Origin of the sequence: Legionella genomosp. 1, assembly GCF_900640215.1 — a bacterium.
GTDB classification, from domain to species: Bacteria; Pseudomonadota; Gammaproteobacteria; order Legionellales; family Legionellaceae; genus Legionella_C; species Legionella_C quinlivanii_A.
Genome location: NZ_CAAAJH010000002.1, coordinates 80,795 through 99,122, shown reverse-complemented (window position 1 = coordinate 99,122; position 18,328 = coordinate 80,795). Strand labels below are relative to the sequence as shown.

Sequence of the window (18,328 nt, the reverse complement as noted above, 5' to 3'; positions counted from 1 at the left end):
ACAAACTCACATTCAGAAGAAAGCAGTAGGTTCTAAAATGGAACCTACTTCAAAGCAAAGAGATGAAATATGACAAAAGAATTAGCAAGACCAGATTGGTATAACGATGAATTTTACAATAAAACCAGAACACCTGAAGAATGGCTATATGAACTTTGGAAGAGAGATACATTTAATCGAGTTAAAACGGGGCTTCCACATTCAATTCGCAAACTTCCAATAAAGGAGCAAGAACAATATTTTATTGATGTTATATTTGAACAAAAAATTGAAAAAATGTTAAGTTTTTTGAAACCCACACCCCCTAAACCAATTAGAGATGTATCAATCAGTGATGTATTCATAATGTATCATCTAGTCACAAATACAGACTGGTATAAAAACAATCCACATCGTGAAGCCTTTGAAAGTGCTATATTTGCAATCACTAATAAAGATAGCTTATCTATGGAACAAAAGATCGCTTTTCATGAAATGCACGAAACACCTTGGTGCGTATTCTATGAAAACTATCAGCAAGATACTTGGTGTCCAAAAAAGGAAATGGAGTATTTGAGCGGTCTTCTCTTCTCCCTTGATCCTGCATATTCAAAGAAAGACATTCTTGCTGTTTTGAAAAAGAAACTTAATGCATCGGTCGGAAAGCTTCAAGACATACAAGTTCAATTCGATCGCTGGCAAGAAAGTAAAATATTAGCAGTTTTTGATTTAATGCTTTGGTTTAAAATACAAGGAGTCAGATTTACAAACATAGGTCTCCATAAGCTCATATGGCCTAAAGGTCGAGTTTCTAGCTCCACCGGTCAGGAGGTAAATCCATATGACGATATTGATCACAGCATAGAGTTGGCGAATAAAGTAATTGATAGAAGCTCAATAAGTTCGCTTTTAATTATGTGTGAAGCCAGGAAGTACAAAAAAGAATCGGTTCTTTAATTGGTCATTAATCTTTCGGAATAAAATCTGTCAGTTTTGATTCCGATATTAATCCATTATTTTTTTGCAAAATTGCCATATGTTCAAACAAAAGGAAAACATTATGGCAGTTATTGATTTAAATGATTTTAACCGATTAGATAACTATTATTTCCCTCGATGTCCCAAAGAATTAAAGGTATTTCCTATTGAAGATTATTTTCAAAACTTAAAAACTGGGGCGGTGTTCGCATGTAATGATGATTCTCCAAAATTAATAATTTTAGAATTTGTAAAAACCAAGAATAACTCTTCAATTTTGGTAATGTGTGAGCGTGAGGGGATAATGTCTGAAAGAGAAGGCTTTAAGCCATGGTTAATAGCTCAAATTAAATTTGAGAATGGCTCTTTTGTTCATTCTAATTTAGGCTCATATTTTGAGAAAGATGAAGTTGACAATGAATTTTGTAGCCTGCAAGGATAAGATTAAGGGGAGCCCATTTGCTTGCAAACGGGAGCTAATTCACCTTATTCATTTGAAAAAATATAGGGTTTTAAAAGCCCAACAAGCCTATGCCTATCCAAAACCCCTGATGCTGCCTGCTCAATAATATCCGGCAAATCACTATTTTCTTCTAAAGCATACCCATTCAAATCAAGAAAATAAGTAGCACTCAAAAAAGCAGTTCGTTTATTCCCATCAGGAAAAGCATGCGCTTTAGCAATACCAATAATATAAATAGCTGTTAATTCAACAATATCATTAATGTTTTCATAATGATGATACTGCTCAGCACGTTTAAGCGCTGATTCAAGTTTCCCTATATCAGTAACAGAAGCACTAGATAATATTTCACCTTGAATAAATACTACATCTTCTACAGTTAAAAAAATTAATTCCATTACTTATCCGCTAGAGCCTTAATGGTTGCAGCATGCCGTTCTTTTAATTTAGCAACAGCCTGAGCACGTTTTTTATGTTTTGCTTCTTCAAGTTGAGCCTCAGTTGGCGTGCCAACCTTTCCTATAATAAAAGGCTTTTGACCTTTACGAGTAAAGCAAATTTGTTCACCATTGGCTATTTTTTCCATGATTTCGCATAAATGTTCGCGCATATGAGTATAAGATACTGTTTGCATGGTTTTCTCCGCATTTCCTGTACATGTACAGTATAGTCTATTTTATATCCTCGTTTCAAGGAAGGAACAAATCGCATCAAACAATATCATTTAATAACAATAAAAATTCTCTATTGACACCCATTTTAAATCAAGCTAATAATCTCCACAGACTTTGAGAAAGCTTTAGTTACACTGATAATGCTTTCAGGAGATTTAAAGTCACCCAGTATTCAGAGCTTGTTGTAGAGTTGTAAGAATGACAACTTTTAAGTTCTGAGTAGTTATCTATCCTAAAATAGATGAACTATAGATATGGAATCGACTGGTTTTCAACAGCACGGATGCTGCTGGCCGGCACTTGAGCCGATTGAAACATCAATTGAAGAGGTATTTCTATGTCCATCAACACACATCTCGGCTACATCTTTTAAGCGAATTTGAATCTGCACCAAATTCAGCGCTTTTTAATCAAAATACCATTGCTGCTGTTCTAAATTGTTCAACGCAATTACTGGAACGCAATCGCTGGGCTGGGACGGGCATTCCTTACATTAAAATGGGAAGGAAGGTTTTATATCGAAAAAGCGAGGTATTAGATTTTCTTCAACGACAAATAACCTATCGGGCAACTTGTGATCAAGAGCAATCATTGACTTTAGTAAACAACTGATAGAAATATAACCGTTCAAGGAGGGTTATTTTTCTATCAACGATCATTAACCTTCTGTGAACTCTCGTTGGAAAGCGTCATGCAACAAAATCAACAATTAACAATAAATCACTCTCAAGAAACCCGCTCTGCCACTTATGGTTACGCAGGCAGGCACTTCCAGTTAACCACTAAAGGTATTTTCTTTATTGGTAACGATAAAGAAGGCAAGTCACTACCGCCACGTTGGATTTGTTCACCCTTGCATGTGGTCGCTAAAACACGTGATGCCAAAAGTGGCGAATGGGGCCGTCTGTTAGAATGGCAGGATGATGATAAAGTAACCCATCAGTGGGCAATGCCTTTAGCACTATTGCAAGGCGCAGTATTGATGTCAGACGTGAATTAGCCCGTTTGGGTTTAAGTATTTCACCAAGCAAGTCAGCTCGTGATTTACTGGCATCTTATTTACAGATTGTCGCAGTGGAAGATAGGGCAAGATGCGTAGATAAATTAGGCTGGCATCAAGATGTCTATGTCACAGCCTCAATGTCTATTGGTCAAAGTAGCGAAAAAGTGGTGTTTCAAAATACCAACAGTATTGAACCCGCTTTGACTGTATCAGGAACAGTAACTCAATGGCGAGATACTATTGGTCGTTTGGCCAGTGGCAATTCACGTTTGGTGTTTGCCATTTCTACAGCATTTTCGCCAGTATTAGCGAGTATGGCCGGGGAAGATTCAGGCGGTTTTCATATACGTGGCGCATCTTCATCAGGTAAAACTACTGCTTTAAAAGTAGCAGCCTCTGTTTGGGGTGAACCCGATAACTATACTCGCCTATGGCGCAGCACAGTGAATGGTTTAGAGGGCTTGGCAGCGGTACATAATGATGGGTTATTAATATTGGATGAGTTGAGCCAGATTGATCCCAAAGAAGCAGGTGAAGCAGCCTATCTGTTGGCTAATGGCCAATGGAAAAATCGAGCATCCAAGCTGGGAGCAATTAAACCATCAAATCGTTGGGCATTAATTTTTCTATAAAATTTGGGATGATGAATAAAATATCTGGGACACGTGGGACAAATTGGGACATCAAGCCCATCAAGGGTTTGCATTGTCCCAAGCGTATAAACTTTTTGGGACAATCTGGGGCAGTAAGAATTAGTACCAGCACGCTGTCCCAGATGTCCCAATTGTCCCAGTGTTTATTTATTCAAATACAACCAAAGCGTGTTAGGAGATTTAATCCCCATTTCCTGACGAATCATCTGACAAGCCTGAGTATATCCGACCTCAGGTAATAAGAGTTATTGTCAAATCTGGTGTATGCCATTAGGCGGCCACTCTGTCTGACTGTTTACTAATTTGTACTCCATCTACAAATTTCACATTATTAATAACCAAAGTTAATAAGTTAAACCCTCTGATTTTAATCCAGCGTTTTTGATTCCCATTACGAACAAATAAAACCTTAATTTTGATTTGACCTTTATCGATGAAGTTTGCTCTCCAATACGGCGTGTAAGTACTAGCATGGTATAGCTCCGGTTATTATTAATTTTTCAGCATCTGCTTCATTGCAGCGAGGTGCAGTTTTGCAGTTTCGAGACTTGATGGGCGTCTTTCCTCTCTCATTCTTTCAGGTTGTGGTACTCTGCGTGCCTGTGCCGCTCTACAACTTTCAGCAAACTGCGGTAGGGAAGGGGGGTAGTTTTTTTGCTCGCGATATACCACCAATACGTCTTTGAAAATTTGGTTATCGAATCGCTTTAAGCCTTCGGACCATTCCTGTTTGGCTAGTAATAGCAACTCTTCATTTCTATAGTTGTTCCACCAAAGTTGTCCATAAATAGCGCCCAAACGTGTGAATAAAATATCTATTCGCAAATCGTAAGTTGATGACGTTTGTGAGTTAATGTTCATGTTATCCCTCTTACTGAATTGCGTTGATGTCATCGAAGTCGAGGTGGGCTCCTTGACCGCAGGATGCCCAGAAGATATCGAAAGTATTTTTTGGTGTATGATTTCGTTGGCTCTTTTCATTTCTTGCTGACTCCCTTGTTGTTTGTACTGTTAGAACCTGATTCCAGCTTTCCTGAGCTAACCAATTGGCAGGGTACTTCCAATTTGGAACCCATTCTCCTTGCTTCTGTAGTTGCTGATGGGCAACGATTTGTTGCTTGAGGGCGTCCATCATTTTGGCGAATAAAACTTTGTCAGGATTGATTTTCAGAAATGCATACCAGGTTTTAAGTTTGTCTGCGGGTTGTGGATAACTTTCCCAAAATTTCTCAAATTGTTCGCCTAAACAAACAAGATTAAGATCTGAGTTATGAGGTGTGTCGGGTTTTACAATTCCACCTGTGTTGGGTTTTGCTGATTGTTGAGTGTAATAACCTGAAATATCGTTATTTTTTCTCTGGTTTACTGTGCCTGATTGCTGTGTCGGCTTTGTGTCGGGTTTATTTTGGTCAGGAATATCTGAATTGGCTAAAAGACACTTTAAAATGAGGTGCATATCAGCAGACTGAATCTGAATTAATTCTGCTTTTTCAAGACCTTTAATAATCCTGCGTAATTGTTATCGACTTGGACTGCCAGAGTTGGTAATGCCTTGATGCGGTTCAACATAAAGAGCTTCAGATAATGACTGATAACTTATTCGCCGTTTAACCCCACCAACAATTAAGGTTTTACGATCCATATAGGGTCTAATGCCAGTCAAATAAGCGACCTGTTGAACATAAGGAAGGCCAGCTAATGCTGATAATTCCTGAGGGTTTATAAATAAAAAATCCATATTTAATCCATCTTTCTTGTTGTTACATTTGATATCAATCAGCATCAATCGATATAAAATAATTAAACATATTGTTTAATTTGTGATTTATATTCGCGTGTTTGATTGCTAGAGTCAATGGATTTTTGAAGGTGTAATTAAATGAACTAAATTGAACTTGAAATTTAGTTCTACGCTGCTAAAGCGAGAAGTAAAAGCCTCAGCATTAAAGTGGAATCCTATAAATCCGTCATTATTAGAGCAAATGGATTATCTTAAAAACATAGGGGATGAAAAAAAGTGGAATGTCGATGGATGGAAAAGTACAGTAAATGCCCATCCAGAGTGCAGGAGTATTAGCAAATTAGGCAGTCCCATAGCATTCGCGTGTGGTTAAGCATAATTTTACTTTGCCATATGAAGATATCAATCCAGTAGAAAGCCATGCCTTATAATGAGTATATCTTTAGAGCCATTTACATATTATGCCTACACCATCCAAAGATAAATTAAAAAATATAGCTGAGCCTGCTCATATTCCAGGCGTAAGTTATGCTTATGTCGAACCCAAAGAAGGAAGCGGGCATGAATTTTCAAGCACTTCACTCGCTGTTGGGAAAACTACAAATGCTGGTAAGGATGAAGTAGATAATGATACTCAATTTCCAGCATCGTCACTTAGTAAAATTGTATTTACATATTTAGTGTTACAGTTGGTCAAGGATAAGCAAATCGATTTAGATGAACCATTACTTTCTATAATGCAACGGAAAGAACAGGAATATGAAAGATTAAAGGTAAACGGTGCATATCCTGAGAAAGCTATGCAATTAACAGCCAGACATGTATTGTCACACACCACTGGATTGCCCAATTTTGGGTCAGGGTCGGATTTATCTTCTCCACTATCCTTTGATGATAAATCAGTTCTAGGCAAGGGATATTCTTACTCAGGCGAAGCTTTTCTTTACTTACAAAAAGTCATTGAAACAAAAACAGGTAAAGATTTAGAAACCTTAGCTCATGAGCATGTCTTTGAGCCTTTAGAAATGAAGCACTCTACGTTTTTACCACAACCAGATAGCAGGGCCAATATTGTATCAGTTCATACTGAGTTAGGAGAACCGACATCAATCTATGAGAGCATCCCAAACCTTAGGTATGATCTTAAATTAATGTCATCATTGTCTGATCTCAGCCAATCTGAAAATGGTAAAATTTATTTATCTGAAAATCCACGAATGTACTATGTAAAAGGCATGAGTGAACTAAAACCCATTCCTCCAGAGATTGATTTAACAAACTTGGCAACAAAACTTAATAATCTTTTATTCAAACGCAATATCTTGGCGATAACATCAAAAGCAGGTCATACCCCTCATCTTAATGCCGCAGGTACACTACTTACAACGGCCGAAGATTTTTCAAAATTCATGACCGCCTGGTTAAAAAATATGGACGATCCTACCTTCCAACAAGCATTTGAGTTTGAAACGAGTTTCGCACTTTCAGATTTGACACTCGAAGAGTTCAAGCGTCTAAGCAAAGCTGAGAGCACTCCAAAATACCTCAAGAATGCAACAGATGATAATTATAAGCATGTTTCTTTCAGCAAAACGGAATTTAATGACCTAAAACGTGTAATAGACGAATCTACACAAGCAGAAATCAAGGCGTTTAGTGGGAAACTTGTGCCAACAAGGATTTACAGCATTACGGAAACCTGCGGGTTAGGTTGGCATATATATAAAAATACAGATAATAAGGTAATCGCTTATCAATATGGTGAAAACCTTAATACACGAGCTTTTATGGCTATCAATGTCACAGATAAGAAAGGTGCGGCATTCTTTACAAATTCTGAACAGGGGATGAGTATTGCAACTCAAATATTGAGTTCTCCTGATTTAGCACCTATTGGTGAGACACAAGCATTATTTGAAAAAATGCCTCAGTATCCCCAAAGTAATGAGCCAGGATGGAAAGAAACGCTAGCGGGTAAAATTGCTGAAGCTAAGGCTAAGAATCGTATTGATATCATGAAAACTAGATTTTATTTTGACAAAGCCGCTAAGCTAGCACCTGACGACGAATCCAAACAACGACGTTTAGAATGGTTCGATTTGGTACAGGAATCCGAGCAAAATAAGAAAGAATTTACCCCTCCATTAGAAACATTTGCGGGAGTATATAAGAACCCTTTCGGCGAGAAGCGAGAAATATACAGCAAAGAGGGCGCTTTAATATGCAAAGAATTCGACCGTGAAATAAAACTGGTGCGAATCTCTGACACTGACTTTTTACCTGAAAAGAATCAAGATTTCAAAATTAGCATTAAGGGAGAACAAGTGACCATCCATTTTATCCATAGCGATCCAAAATTCTTATTTGAACAGTCTTTACCAGAATCTCGAGAGCACTCTTCATTTTTTGCTGCTCTTTCAGAATTGTCAGACCATCAGCCTGCTCATGGAGTGCCGGTACAACCTACTGATAGGGTTGATGTGCCTATTCATGAAACACAAGAAATGGCTAATTTAGAATCCGCTCGGGATTTAAATCAACGATTTCGAGAAGCTGTGGGCAATATTAGATGTGAGGAGGTAAAACCTTCGGCAGCTGAAGAGGTATTAGAAACAAATAGTTCGCCATCCTTCTCTTAGATACTGGAAGAACCTTAAAATCAGAGTGAATGAGCATCGGAAAACTGCCCCAATCAATAAGTAGTGAATTTGTGATTATTTAGTATACTGCCACCGTTTAGTTGATAAATATTTAAACATTTTCTATACTAGTTAAGCAAGATATCTTGCTACAGGAGATACTTATGTCAGAAAAATCTACACCAAAAGATAAAAAACTGGATAAAGTTTCAGATACTGAACTGGAAAAACTCTCAGGGGGGGTTGGCGGAGGCGACCTGGGGGTTGGCGACATGGGGAGTAGCGAGATGTGGCTGAAGACTGGTGGCGGCAAACAGAAAGACAAGAAAAAAAACAAAAAGAAACACAAATAAGCCCCTCTATCCATATTCACTCTTTTGCTTCCGGATTAAGCAGCTCCCGGAGCTATAATCAGATCACTAAAATTCAGGCTAATTACTTACGCGATGACTGAGTAAGCCTGGGTGATCATAAATTGATCAATAAGGCCGCTTATGGTATATTAACCGCTCTTTTTTGACAAAAAAACATCTTAAAGGAAAATTGTTTTATGCCTGAAATCGAATGGTTAGTAGAAGAAAAGGCATTTGAATGGGATTTTGCCAAAAAAATATTAATGCCAGAAGGGAGGCTGTTGCCGGACGGTAATAAACTGCGCAGGAAAGATTATTCCGATATTTTAAATCACTCATTTATAGTTATAGATCGTCAGATTGTGGCTATGTCAGGGAAAGGGAGCTATTTAGGGGCAGGAATAAATGGGCATGCCAAGCTTGCTGAAGAGGAGAGCGGCCATTTAATTGCCTTAAAAGTAGTTACGAGTGAAAAGGAAGCTGCTAATTCTGCTGAGGAGTCGAAAGTGGCTCAGGATTTAAGAATAGCTGGTCAAAGAGCGACACGGACAAGTTGCTCAAAGAAATGCCCTCTAAAGCATTATATTGCCTATCAATTTCTCGGCATCCGTTTATTTGAATACCTTGACAGGCATAAGGCTTCGCTCGATCAGCGATATGAGCTAGCCATTAAAATTGCGCTTGCTCTGCAAGAAATACATACTGGAAAAAACTCTCTTTCACAGACAGCTTATATACATGGTGATATCCATGGAAAAAACATTGTCGTTGATGAAGAGGGTACTCCTCATTTAATCGATTACGGAAGAGCCAGGCGTTATGATGTTGCCGATGCTGAAGCATGGCGAGATGATATTGTTAAAATGCTGCATGTGTTTTTTACCCCTTTTCGAGATCGTATTCGCTGGTATACAGACTGGATTTTCGGGGACTGGCTGGGCGAGTATCAGTTTGAATTTTATCCTCCACCAGAATCCCCCTCAAAACAAACCATATACGTTTACTTAAACCCCAAAGATGTAAGCAAGAGTGGCTACTATTCCTCTGTCTGTTATGCCGTTTATGATTCATGCGGAACATTTCAAAGCAAAATAATTCAACTGGATGCTTTAGGACTTCATCCTTTGGCGCCTCATGATTTTAAAGAGGAATGTCGTTTTGAATCGATTGATGATGAACTAAAAAAAATGGTTGAAATAAAAGTTAGGGAATTAACGGATAAAAGTGGCTATACCACCAGTGTAAAAGATAGGAATAATGTTTTATTTGATCTGTTAAAAAAGCCCAGCGATTTTTATCAAGTCAGGAGTACTCCTACAGCACTTGATGTTGCTGAAATTCTTAGTTTATGTCGTGTTGAACTAGAAGAATATCAGGGACGATTTACGGGATTGTCTGCTGGTGCTCGACTGAGGATTATTCATAATTTAAATGAAGCTGCTGCGGCTATTTTAGCGTTATATAAAATTTTGAATTCCTTATCTGGGCCTCATGATCACATTCATTCGATATTAAAAAAACTTATCGTATCCTGTTGCCTTGTTCAGGATGAAACAGTTTTTAAACATGCTAAAGATAAATTAAATGTCGAACTTGCAACCCTTTCTTATGAAGATGCCAGCAAAATAAAAAACAGTTTAGATGCGATTATCATGTTATTTACGAACAAAAATAGCTGGGTCAACGAGTTACAATCGCCAACAAGTTCTAAAGTAGGGGAGAATAATTGTGCATTTTTCCAAAAAGATAGCTCGACAATGACTAGCGAGGCGCGTTTGTCTATCGTTAAACGGGATAGCCATTTTTCAGGATATGTACAACAACTCTAAAATCAGGTCCAAGACTTGATAACCAGAAAAATTGTTTTTACCAGGGAGACGCTTTTGCCTACCGCGAAACAAGATAGTAATTTTGCAGAGTCTGTTTTGCACGTTATTAAAGATGATGCTGAGAGTAAAATAGAGATTGCGAACGCAGCTCAGAAATTGAGAGCCGTAGTTATTACTCCCATTCTAAATAAACTAGAGACAAGTGTTAAATTGAATGCGTCTGAGGAGAAATCACTGGATTTTCTTATCTCTGAACATTCAGCGGATGATCCGCAGTGGGAAGGGGTGATGCAGGACTATTCTACTGCTGAAATCAAGAGTAGTAAGGAGTTGCTGAAAAAGCTTTTAATAAGATTCTCGGCAATTATGGAGCCCGAAAGAATAAGGAGAACTACCGATGTAAATTGCTTAAGCAAGGTGGTGAAGATGATCACTGATTGCTCTTTCTGCTATGTAGAACAACTGGCACGGACTAAGACTGGTGAAAGCAAACTGGAGTTTGAAAGCATTTACAGGTGGATAATGCCGACCCAGGCAGAGCTCGATATGCGAGTACGCCGCACCCCGGAGCATCTTGCCATAACCCGCGGCCTAGGTATGGAGATTGGCACTGACATCGCTCCACGTGCGGCTCTTCATACTCGGGCTTATAGATCTGGAAAAGCTGCTTTTGTCGCTGCGGATGTTTATCAGAAGGCAAGGGTGGTCGTTGAAAAATATGATGCCGCAGTCGCTGCTGGAAGATTTGAAAACGATATAACTGCCTCTCATAGAACCCTTCCAGAAGCGAACCAGGCGCTGAAAGCTCTTGAAGAAAAAATGGCCTTTTACAAAATCCCTTTAAACCCTGCGGACCGTCCAAAAGATTTTATAAAACGAGTGCCGGTGCCCTATATCCAACATCTCGCAAGCTGGGGTGCAGGAAATGGGTCTTCTTTACCCTTGATTGCCAGTGCGTCATCAACTGCGGCTAGAGTATTTGTTGCGCTGCTTGATCTCGGCTTTTTTCATGATTCATTGGGAGTTTTCCAATCCCGTCCAGCAGGTTATCTAGCGATAGTTTTATGTGGAGTCATTGTTTATAACGGCCACCATTCCGTAATTGAAGTTGGAGAAATATATAATCGTCTAATTGACTACGAAGCTGTTCGGCATCTTGAGACTCTAGCCCCTGGTGAAAATACAGGATTAAGTGAAGAAAAGATGCCCTATTATCATATCGGCGTTTCGGCTACTTTAGTTCCAGAAGCCCTACGAGAGCGTGTTTCTTCTGAATATCACAGAAGAACCCAGACGGATTTAAATGGGGCTATTAAACTAGCTCCTGTTTTGTCTCGCTTCTATGCTTCCAACTCTATGAACAAGAAACACAATACGAGTGATGATTCTCTGGTTGGAAGATTTATGATAATTGATAGCTAGGAATTTTTAGAGAGGGTTCATTAAACTGTGTCATTACTCACAGGCACGCCGTCATCTTGAACGCAGTGAGAGATCTCCCAAATCCTGGTTTGTGCCCGCATTCGGAGATCTCTCACTGCGTTCGAGATGACGTGACACAGTTTGATGAGAGCTTGTTTTCAGTTTTATCTGTCTCCTCATCTTCCTGTTTGGCATGTCGCTCAATATTTAATGCCTTTTCAAGCACTCTCACAACCTGAGCCGTCACGCGCATTGGATCATACATTGTGGTCATTACCCGTTCCAGATTTTTCAGAATCCGCTGTCTTGCAGGTACATCTCTTTTTAAATAAAAGATGGTTTGAAAAAGAAGTTCTGCCTCGGGTTCAGTCGTTTCCAATAAAACTAAAGGCAATTCCTCTGCGGGACAATCATCGAAAACAGGATTGAGCATACGGGTCTTGTTTGAAATCACAATCAATCCGAAACCCATCATGTTAATGATAGTTGAGGCATTATCGCAAAACCCTTTTTTGTCGAATTTAATACCGTAGCGAGATTGATGGCACAATGTTCGGAAAGCCTCCTCACTCACATCGATATGAAATTCAATGGGTAGGGCTTTAGGTCTTTGTTTCGTGACCTGCGACTCCAAATCATTGACTATTTCTCTACATAAATTATTGAACTCGTTTTCATAGTTATCTAAGGATGATAATTTTGCTATTCTGTGCTCTTTTTCAGCGAGCATGCGTTCAAGAGGCTTAAAATCAGCACAAAATCCCAGGCGGTCAGGAAAAGTGGACAATACATATTGTCTGAAGGAACTAAAACCATTCATATCAGCAAGTACTTTACCTACAATTTTAATCTGAATAGTTGATATTCCTTTCTCAGCCAGCAATCGGGCTAAATTTAGCGTGGCGGTGTTTCCCTTGTTTCGTCGGATAGTTCCAAACATCAATATATTATCTGGTCTGTCTGCAGGACCAGGATCATATTTTTTAGCGCTTAGTATAGGGGCTGGAATAAGAGATATTCTTTCTTCCAATGAGAATTTTGCAGGGTATTCATCACCGACCTGAAAAAGAGTCCATGCATTGCTTTTAGCTAAAGACATCTTGTTATCTGTACAGTGATAAAAATTTTTGGTTTCTGCTGTCTTAAGTAAGCCTGCTTTATCTATAGGGTTAAATATAATAACTTGATCAAAAAAAGGAATTAATTGGGCTGTCTGATAATTTCTATCTATCTCGGTAGGTTCCTCTCTATTGCAGCTATGTTCATTAATCAAAGCACATATTTTATATCCTGCTGCTTTTAGCTGAGAAAGATGCTTTGCTGAGAAGCTAAATCCAGTATGAGGAATTCTGAAATGCATGAAAAGAACCGTGTCTTTGGGGATTGTGGTCAAGATATGATGCAGTAATGAGTCGCCAATTTTTTTTAGTGCAGCGTAGATTTCACTTAATCTAATAGAGGTATCAAGCGCTTTACTCACTTCGACGGATAAGCCAAGCTCTTGAGCACGCAGATAAGTTACTTCATGTCCTGAATCTCTTAAACATCTCTCCATCTGACGCGCGTAGCTGATGTCGCCTGTATTTTCGGCCTCGAAAGGAGCGGTAGTTATTAATATTTTCACATATATCGATTTAGTTAACAGGTCTTATTTCTATAGTATATATAATAATCAAGCTGCTGACTTTATTTCCGGTTTTCTCTGCAGGTTGAATTAAAAAAGCGGGCTCTGGCTTTTAATTCTTCTAATTGTACTTGAGCATGTAAGGTATTAAGTTGTATTTGTGTTGTCATTTGCTCGCGTTGATTGACTAAAAATAAAGTACTGTCGCCGCCATAAAATTTTTTTGTTTCTCCTTGCTGCACCTTTTTAGCCAGACGTAACTCTTGTTTTAACAGGTTGACTTGCTGTCTGCTCCTATTAATACCAATCAGTATATTTGCAAATTCATTGTTAAGTTGTTCATAAAAAAATCGCTTTTCTGTTTGAATTTGTCGCAATTCACTTTCAGCCTGAATCAGGTTTCCCCTGGCTTCTCTTTGTAATAAGGGAAACTTAAACGATAACCCGACCATTGCGGCTTGCGGAATTAATAAAGGGTATCCTCCTGTTCCATTTTGTTTGAAGGTGTACGCAGTTGCATCTAATTGAGGCAGGAGTTCGTTACGTGCCTGATCGCGTTTGAGCCTTATCATATTGGCATAATGGTTAAGCTTTTTAATACCAGGGTGTTCTCTGAGCGATGTTTGGATTTCTGTTTTATTGTTTGAAGTGCTGCTCAATGCAGGTAAGGATTGTTCCCCGGGGACCTGCGGGTTTCCCTGTGGGTCCCGAAAATATAGAGATAAATTAATGCCTGCTTGTTCAAATATCATTTGGCCTTGATTGAGTAATTGTTCCCTTTGAATAATTTGCTGTAAATTTTCACTGATGGCAAGTTCTGGCAAATCCCCAAGACGAGCCTGTTTTTCAATTGCCTGTTGCCGTTTTTGTGCTAACAGAAGGAGTTGCTTAAAGGTTTTTATTTGAAGTCCTGCTTCTACCCATTGCCAATAGGCTTTAATTCCCTCCTGGTAAATTTTTATTTTGATTGCTTCGGCGTCCTGTGCCTTCATGAGCATCAATTGAGCAGAAGAAAATAATCCGGTGCGCTCTTTATCGATTAGCCGGTCGCGAAGTAAGGGAAGTGATAACCCAGCTCGATATTCTCCACCTGAGTTCGTCAAATAGTTTTGATAATAAATGGGCCAGTCGCCTTGACCGTTCCGATAGCCTGCAAAAAGTTTCAAACCGTTGTAGAGGGTTGGGATGGTGAGTTGAGTATCGCCAAAATTATTAATATAACCACCGGCGGGTTGTGAGCGGGTACTAACTTCCAAGACGGGGTCAAACTTTCCATTGGCATTAACAAATGCACCACTGGCCTTTATGACTTCGAGACGTGCTATTTTTACTTGAGGGTAGTGAGTGTCAATACTTTGCAACACTTGCATTAAACTCAATTCCTGCGTTTTGGGGGAGGCATAGGACCATGAATACCCCAATAAGAGGCCGATGCCAGTTAGTATAGTGAAAAGCCCGTTTAATGCTAATACCCTCATGAATTCGCCTTTTGTGCTATGCTTTCAGGCGGGAAGCCGTTAAATTGACGCCATAGCTCGTACCATAAAGGTACTTCACCCAATTGAACCCAACCATGAACACGAACTCCCTGTCTTAAAAAGTTTGGATCAGGCCAGGGTTCATCAGGTACAATTACGACGCGAAATAATCCCATGCCATTATCTGTCGGATCTATAAAGGCCACTTTTCCCCCAAAAGTGCCGACGGCGATCTGTGGCCAGCCTCTAAATTGAATCGCCGGCCATCCTTCAAATTGAAGACGTGCCTTTTGATTGAGGGAAACGAATGGGATATCATTCCCATCAATCCAAAGGGCTACCGCTCTGGACTCGGTCACGGGTATAATCTCAGCTAATATCTCTCCTTCTCTGACTACAACGCTTTGTTGTCCGGTCAGGCGTTTGACTATTACTCCCGGGACATGCGCTTTGATGAGCTGAGTCTGTTGTCTGGCAATGCGAACATCGATGCTGACCTTATCAATATTTGCTTGTGCCAGTTCATTTTGATATTTGGCATATTCTATTTGAGCCAGTTCATATTGACGTTTTGAATTTATACCTTGCAGAAACAAATTCTTTTGGCGTTCAACATTGGCTTTTCCTGCGGTTAACGATTGCTGGGCCGCTTTAATGCGAAGCAAAATCGCTTCTTTTTCCATCTCCAATCGTTTGAGTAACTCCGGGTCGTTGTCGCTAATCTCTACAATTGGGTCTCCCGCTTTAACACGGATCCCTTCGTCGACGTACCATTTTTTAATTCTGCCATAGATAGGTGAGTTGACAGTATGTAATCGCTCCGTAGGTGAGAATGCAATCACTTTTCCGCTCCCCAGGGCAAATTGCTGCCAAGGGGTGAAACTCAATAATAAGATTAAGGCAAAAAGTACTAAAAAGATAATCTTGGCGATTTTGCGCGGATTGGGTAATTTGCCAATCATTTGATAGGCATGTAGCTTCATGAAAGCACCAGGCAGTTAGACAAGGGAATGTGATTCGCATATTGAGTGATTATTATCAAAAGCGTTTCATTGAGATTTGCTAAATGAAAGAGCAGTAATTCAATGTCATTTATGGCCAGTCTATCAAAGAGGCTATCGATGATAATAAGCTTGGGTTTTGCAATTAATGCGCGAATCACCATGAGTTGAATGAGCTCGAGTTCAGTAAACACCTGCTCCCAATCATAAATCATGGTCTTTAAGCCATGAGACTGACTCATAATTTTATCCATGAGTCCAAAAGATTTTAAAAGCTCTTTTAATTGCTGTATCGGAAAAGGCGCCTGGTTAAGGCGCAGATTGTCATAAATGCTGCCGGCAAACCAGTCTTTATCTCGAAGTAACAGGGTGTGTTCACGAAGGGAGCGCCTGTATTCCTGATAGCAGAGAGTCTGATTGATATACACGCTGAGATCGATATTATTTTTAAAACCCAATATAAAATCGACAAGCGACTCTTGCTTGAGTGTCTCATTGAAGCAGATAACCAGAGGGTTTCCAGGTGAGCTCGATCCTTTTTCCTGTTCTTTGGTGACTAGCATGATGTTTTTTATGGGATTGATAAGTTCGCTTAACTCGGTGTTGACAGCTTCCGTTGGAAGATTTAATACCAGATCAATTTTATGTTCGGAAGCCAGCAGGTCGTAATAATTTTCTAAAAGGACACCAAATCGTTTGAAAGCATAAATTAACGCGCCAAGTACAATTTCTGCTGCAACGAGCTGGCCCAGGCTTAACTGGTTGTTAATCACAAGATACCCCCCCAGACCGAGTAATAAACTGCTGGCGATTGCTGAGAGAAGATAAAATCCAATCTGATGTTTAATAAGTTGCCTGAAATGGATATTGCGAGCCTTTAAAAAATGAACCAGGCGTCTATCCGTTTGCATAATAGCGTATCGATGATAGCGATTAAACCGAAATAAAAAGCGATTGGTCAGCAGCTCTTCCAGCCAGGCGCCTATTTGGTGTTTTTCAGTACATTCCTTTTCAGCACTTGCCAAACCTTTACGGTAGGGCAAAAAAACAATTAACACAATGCTTAATATGATAAATCCATCGAATATGAGAAAAAGAGGATGATAAAAAAGGAGCAGGATTAAACTAAAAAAAAGCTGCAGACCCAAATTTACTCCATAGAGTAAAAGACTTGATAACGCTTTGTTAATGGTTGCCACTTCGAAAAAGCGATTAACGAGCTCAGGCCCATGATGTGACGAGAAATTATCGAGTGACAAATGAGTAAACTGACGGGTCAGGCTCAGACTTATGTTAACCATTAGTTTCTGTTGAATGACTTCGATGATAACCGTTTGCCATATATTTAAAGCCCCCAGCGCTATCATTAAGACAAGTACGATGATGCTTAGTGTGACTACCGGCTGCAGTAATTTGCCGAAGGCAATCAGATTGACTAACGTTTGGGCTGCAATAGGTATGCTTAAGCTAAGCAGGCTTACGACCACGCTTATCATCACGATTGACGCAATCGTCGCTTTATCTAATACCTCAGCAATCGAACTCATTCCCTGTTTCATCAGTGTTCCAAATCCTTTATTTAAGTCTTAATTTATCCATGATAAAAAATTCAAGAGAATCAATCGCTTTACTTGCAGCCTCTTTTTTTATTAACGATACATGAATGTCTTTCAAAGAGGGAAGAAAATAATCATCGAGTCTATCCAGATAATTGGGAATCATACTACGCTGTATGGCTGTGATTCCTAAGCCCGCTTTGACAGCCGCCATTTTGCCCGCATAACTTGGACTACTAAATGCCAGGCGCCATTTTAGATCATGCTGATTGAGGGATTCAATCACATTACCGCGATAGACACATGGGGTGGGTGAAAGAATCAACGGGATTACTGCTTTATCATTGAGCGCTGGCAGCAACTCTTTTTTGCCCACCCATTCTACGGGCTCATTCCATACATTGACGCCCTCAGAAATCAGATTTTTTTCATTGGTCTTTATCAGGATTAAGTCAAATTCATCCTGATGAAATCGCTTGATAAGATTCAATGTCAAATCGCATTCCACATTGAGCATTATTCTGGGATGAAGCCTGGAAAACTCCACCAGAACTTCAGAAAGCATCATGGAGGCAAAGTCTTCCGGAAGGCCAAATCGAAGCTCGCCCTGTAGCTCCGGTGTCTTAAATCGGTCTAGTGATTCGCGATGCAGCTCGTATATCCTTTTGGCGTAACTTAAAAAAAGCTCACCCTCTGGGGTAAGGGATAGTTCGCGCCCACGGGTAACTAACTGTTTTTCAATTAAATTTTCAAGTTTGGCAATTTGCTGACTTATCGCTGATTGGGTTCGGCCTACACGGGCAGCTGCTTTAGTGAAGCTTTGCGTGTCTGCCACAGCCAGAAAGCATTGCAGGGTTACTGTATCTAGTGACATTAGAATTCCTAATAGAAAAGATAAATATTTTTAATTTCACTTATATCAGTATATCTAATAT

General features: G+C 39.5%; 17 protein-coding genes and 1 pseudogene. 8 read left to right on the top strand and 10 right to left on the bottom strand.

The features are described 5' to 3' along the window. Window positions 1–69 precede the first annotated feature (69 nt). Window positions 70–936, top strand: a complete 867-nt coding sequence (locus E1O89_RS02620) for a hypothetical protein (protein WP_133138824.1) — start codon at window positions 70–72, stop codon at window positions 934–936. 103 nt (window positions 937–1,039) lie between these two features. Then, complete coding sequence (locus E1O89_RS02615) at window positions 1,040–1,399, top strand: hypothetical protein (protein WP_133138823.1); 360 nt, start codon at window positions 1,040–1,042, stop codon at window positions 1,397–1,399. A gap of 44 nt (window positions 1,400–1,443) precedes the next feature. Here the strand turns inward: E1O89_RS02615 and E1O89_RS02610 are convergent, their stop codons facing one another. Further along, window positions 1,444–1,818, bottom strand: a complete 375-nt coding sequence (locus E1O89_RS02610; RefSeq protein WP_133138822.1) for a type II toxin-antitoxin system death-on-curing family toxin — start codon at window positions 1,816–1,818, stop codon at window positions 1,444–1,446. Continuing rightward, window positions 1,818–2,054 carry a hypothetical protein gene (locus E1O89_RS02605; protein ID WP_027220969.1) on the bottom strand — a complete coding sequence of 79 codons (237 nt, stop codon included), beginning with the start codon at window positions 2,052–2,054 and terminating at the stop codon, window positions 1,818–1,820. Before E1O89_RS02605 ends, E1O89_RS02610 begins: the two co-directional genes overlap by 1 nt. 361 nt (window positions 2,055–2,415) lie before the next feature. Between E1O89_RS02605 and E1O89_RS15610 the strand changes: the two genes are divergently transcribed. Together E1O89_RS15610 and E1O89_RS02595 are read left to right on the top strand one after the other, a co-directional pair. Then, window positions 2,416–2,706: a helix-turn-helix domain-containing protein gene (locus tag E1O89_RS15610; RefSeq protein ID WP_133139015.1), complete on the top strand. Its 291-nt coding sequence runs from the start codon at window positions 2,416–2,418 to the stop codon at window positions 2,704–2,706. Window positions 2,707–2,785: 79 nt separating this feature from the next. Next, window positions 2,786–3,726, top strand: a pseudogene (locus tag E1O89_RS02595) (DUF927 domain-containing protein); the annotation flags it as partial. 516 nt (window positions 3,727–4,242) lie between these two features. Here the strand turns inward: E1O89_RS02595 and E1O89_RS02590 are convergent. The 3 genes from E1O89_RS02590 to E1O89_RS15605 all read right to left on the bottom strand — a co-directional run bounded on the left by E1O89_RS02590 (window position 4,243) and on the right by E1O89_RS15605 (window position 5,488). Further along, on the bottom strand, window positions 4,243–4,611 hold the full coding sequence (locus E1O89_RS02590; RefSeq protein ID WP_133138821.1) for a Vir protein: 369 nt from the start codon (window positions 4,609–4,611) through the stop codon (window positions 4,243–4,245). Between the two features lie 10 nt (window positions 4,612–4,621). Continuing rightward, window positions 4,622–5,206, bottom strand: a complete 585-nt coding sequence (locus E1O89_RS02585; protein WP_262337375.1) for a hypothetical protein — start codon at window positions 5,204–5,206, stop codon at window positions 4,622–4,624. A gap of 63 nt (window positions 5,207–5,269) precedes the next feature. Further along, the gene (locus tag E1O89_RS15605) at window positions 5,270–5,488 is read right to left on the bottom strand and encodes a hypothetical protein (protein ID WP_262337374.1); all 219 of its coding nucleotides are present in this window, start codon (window positions 5,486–5,488) and stop codon (window positions 5,270–5,272) included. Between the two features lie 464 nt (window positions 5,489–5,952). Between E1O89_RS15605 and E1O89_RS02580 the strand changes: the two genes are divergently transcribed. From E1O89_RS02580 to E1O89_RS02565, 4 genes are all read left to right on the top strand, one after another. After that, complete coding sequence (locus E1O89_RS02580) at window positions 5,953–8,130, top strand: serine hydrolase domain-containing protein (protein WP_133138820.1); 2,178 nt, start codon at window positions 5,953–5,955, stop codon at window positions 8,128–8,130. Between the two features lie 164 nt (window positions 8,131–8,294). Beyond that, the gene (locus E1O89_RS02575; RefSeq protein WP_133138819.1) at window positions 8,295–8,483 is read left to right on the top strand and encodes a hypothetical protein; all 189 of its coding nucleotides are present in this window, start codon (window positions 8,295–8,297) and stop codon (window positions 8,481–8,483) included. A 197-nt stretch (window positions 8,484–8,680) separates the two neighbouring features. Next, the gene (locus tag E1O89_RS02570; RefSeq protein WP_133138818.1) at window positions 8,681–10,312 is read left to right on the top strand and encodes a phosphotransferase; all 1,632 of its coding nucleotides are present in this window, start codon (window positions 8,681–8,683) and stop codon (window positions 10,310–10,312) included. Window positions 10,313–10,366: 54 nt separating this feature from the next. Next, window positions 10,367–11,734 (top strand): hypothetical protein, encoded by a 1,368-nt coding sequence (locus tag E1O89_RS02565; RefSeq protein ID WP_133138817.1) that lies wholly within the window; start codon window positions 10,367–10,369, stop codon window positions 11,732–11,734. Window positions 11,735–11,846: 112 nt separating this feature from the next. On the opposite strand, the gene E1O89_RS02560 is transcribed toward E1O89_RS02565, so the two are convergent. The 5 genes from E1O89_RS02560 to E1O89_RS02540 form a co-directional block, all read right to left on the bottom strand. After that, entirely contained in the window at window positions 11,847–13,358 is a 1,512-nt protein-coding gene (locus E1O89_RS02560) for a hypothetical protein (RefSeq protein WP_133138816.1), read from the bottom strand. 62 nt (window positions 13,359–13,420) lie between these two features. Next, window positions 13,421–14,836, bottom strand: coding sequence for a TolC family protein (locus tag E1O89_RS02555; protein ID WP_133138815.1), 1,416 nt, complete (start codon window positions 14,834–14,836; stop codon window positions 13,421–13,423). Further along, the gene (locus tag E1O89_RS02550; RefSeq protein ID WP_133138814.1) at window positions 14,833–15,819 is read right to left on the bottom strand and encodes an HlyD family secretion protein; all 987 of its coding nucleotides are present in this window, start codon (window positions 15,817–15,819) and stop codon (window positions 14,833–14,835) included. The genes E1O89_RS02555 and E1O89_RS02550 overlap by 4 nt, the downstream gene beginning before the upstream one ends. After that, window positions 15,816–17,399 carry an ABC transporter ATP-binding protein gene (locus E1O89_RS02545; protein ID WP_187347025.1) on the bottom strand — a complete coding sequence of 528 codons (1,584 nt, stop codon included), beginning with the start codon at window positions 17,397–17,399 and terminating at the stop codon, window positions 15,816–15,818. Before E1O89_RS02545 ends, E1O89_RS02550 begins: the two co-directional genes overlap by 4 nt. 13 nt (window positions 17,400–17,412) lie before the next feature. Further along, window positions 17,413–18,267, bottom strand: coding sequence for a LysR substrate-binding domain-containing protein (locus E1O89_RS02540; RefSeq protein ID WP_112218142.1), 855 nt, complete (start codon window positions 18,265–18,267; stop codon window positions 17,413–17,415). Window positions 18,268–18,328 lie beyond the last annotated feature (61 nt).

Excerpts from the sequence above, each read along its gene's own strand:
- E1O89_RS02570 (WP_133138818.1), top strand. The coding sequence starts at position 8,681 with ATGCCTGAAATCGAATGGTTAGTAGAAGAAAAGGCATTTGAATGGGAT.
- E1O89_RS15605 (WP_262337374.1), bottom strand. The coding sequence starts at position 5,488 with ATGGATTTTTTATTTATAAACCCTCAGGAATTATCAGCATTAGCTGGC.
- E1O89_RS02605 (WP_027220969.1), bottom strand. The coding sequence starts at position 2,054 with ATGCAAACAGTATCTTATACTCATATGCGCGAACATTTATGCGAAATC.
- E1O89_RS02615 (WP_133138823.1), top strand. The coding sequence starts at position 1,040 with ATGGCAGTTATTGATTTAAATGATTTTAACCGATTAGATAACTATTAT.
- E1O89_RS02575 (WP_133138819.1), top strand. The coding sequence starts at position 8,295 with ATGTCAGAAAAATCTACACCAAAAGATAAAAAACTGGATAAAGTTTCA.
- E1O89_RS02620 (WP_133138824.1), top strand. The coding sequence starts at position 70 with ATGACAAAAGAATTAGCAAGACCAGATTGGTATAACGATGAATTTTAC.
- E1O89_RS02555 (WP_133138815.1), bottom strand. The coding sequence starts at position 14,836 with ATGAGGGTATTAGCATTAAACGGGCTTTTCACTATACTAACTGGCATC.
- E1O89_RS02540 (WP_112218142.1), bottom strand. The coding sequence starts at position 18,267 with ATGTCACTAGATACAGTAACCCTGCAATGCTTTCTGGCTGTGGCAGAC.
- E1O89_RS02550 (WP_133138814.1), bottom strand. The coding sequence starts at position 15,819 with ATGAAGCTACATGCCTATCAAATGATTGGCAAATTACCCAATCCGCGC.
- E1O89_RS02590 (WP_133138821.1), bottom strand. The coding sequence starts at position 4,611 with ATGAACATTAACTCACAAACGTCATCAACTTACGATTTGCGAATAGAT.
- E1O89_RS02610 (WP_133138822.1), bottom strand. The coding sequence starts at position 1,818 with ATGGAATTAATTTTTTTAACTGTAGAAGATGTAGTATTTATTCAAGGT.
- E1O89_RS02585 (WP_262337375.1), bottom strand. The coding sequence starts at position 5,206 with ATGCACCTCATTTTAAAGTGTCTTTTAGCCAATTCAGATATTCCTGAC.
- E1O89_RS02580 (WP_133138820.1), top strand. The coding sequence starts at position 5,953 with ATGCCTACACCATCCAAAGATAAATTAAAAAATATAGCTGAGCCTGCT.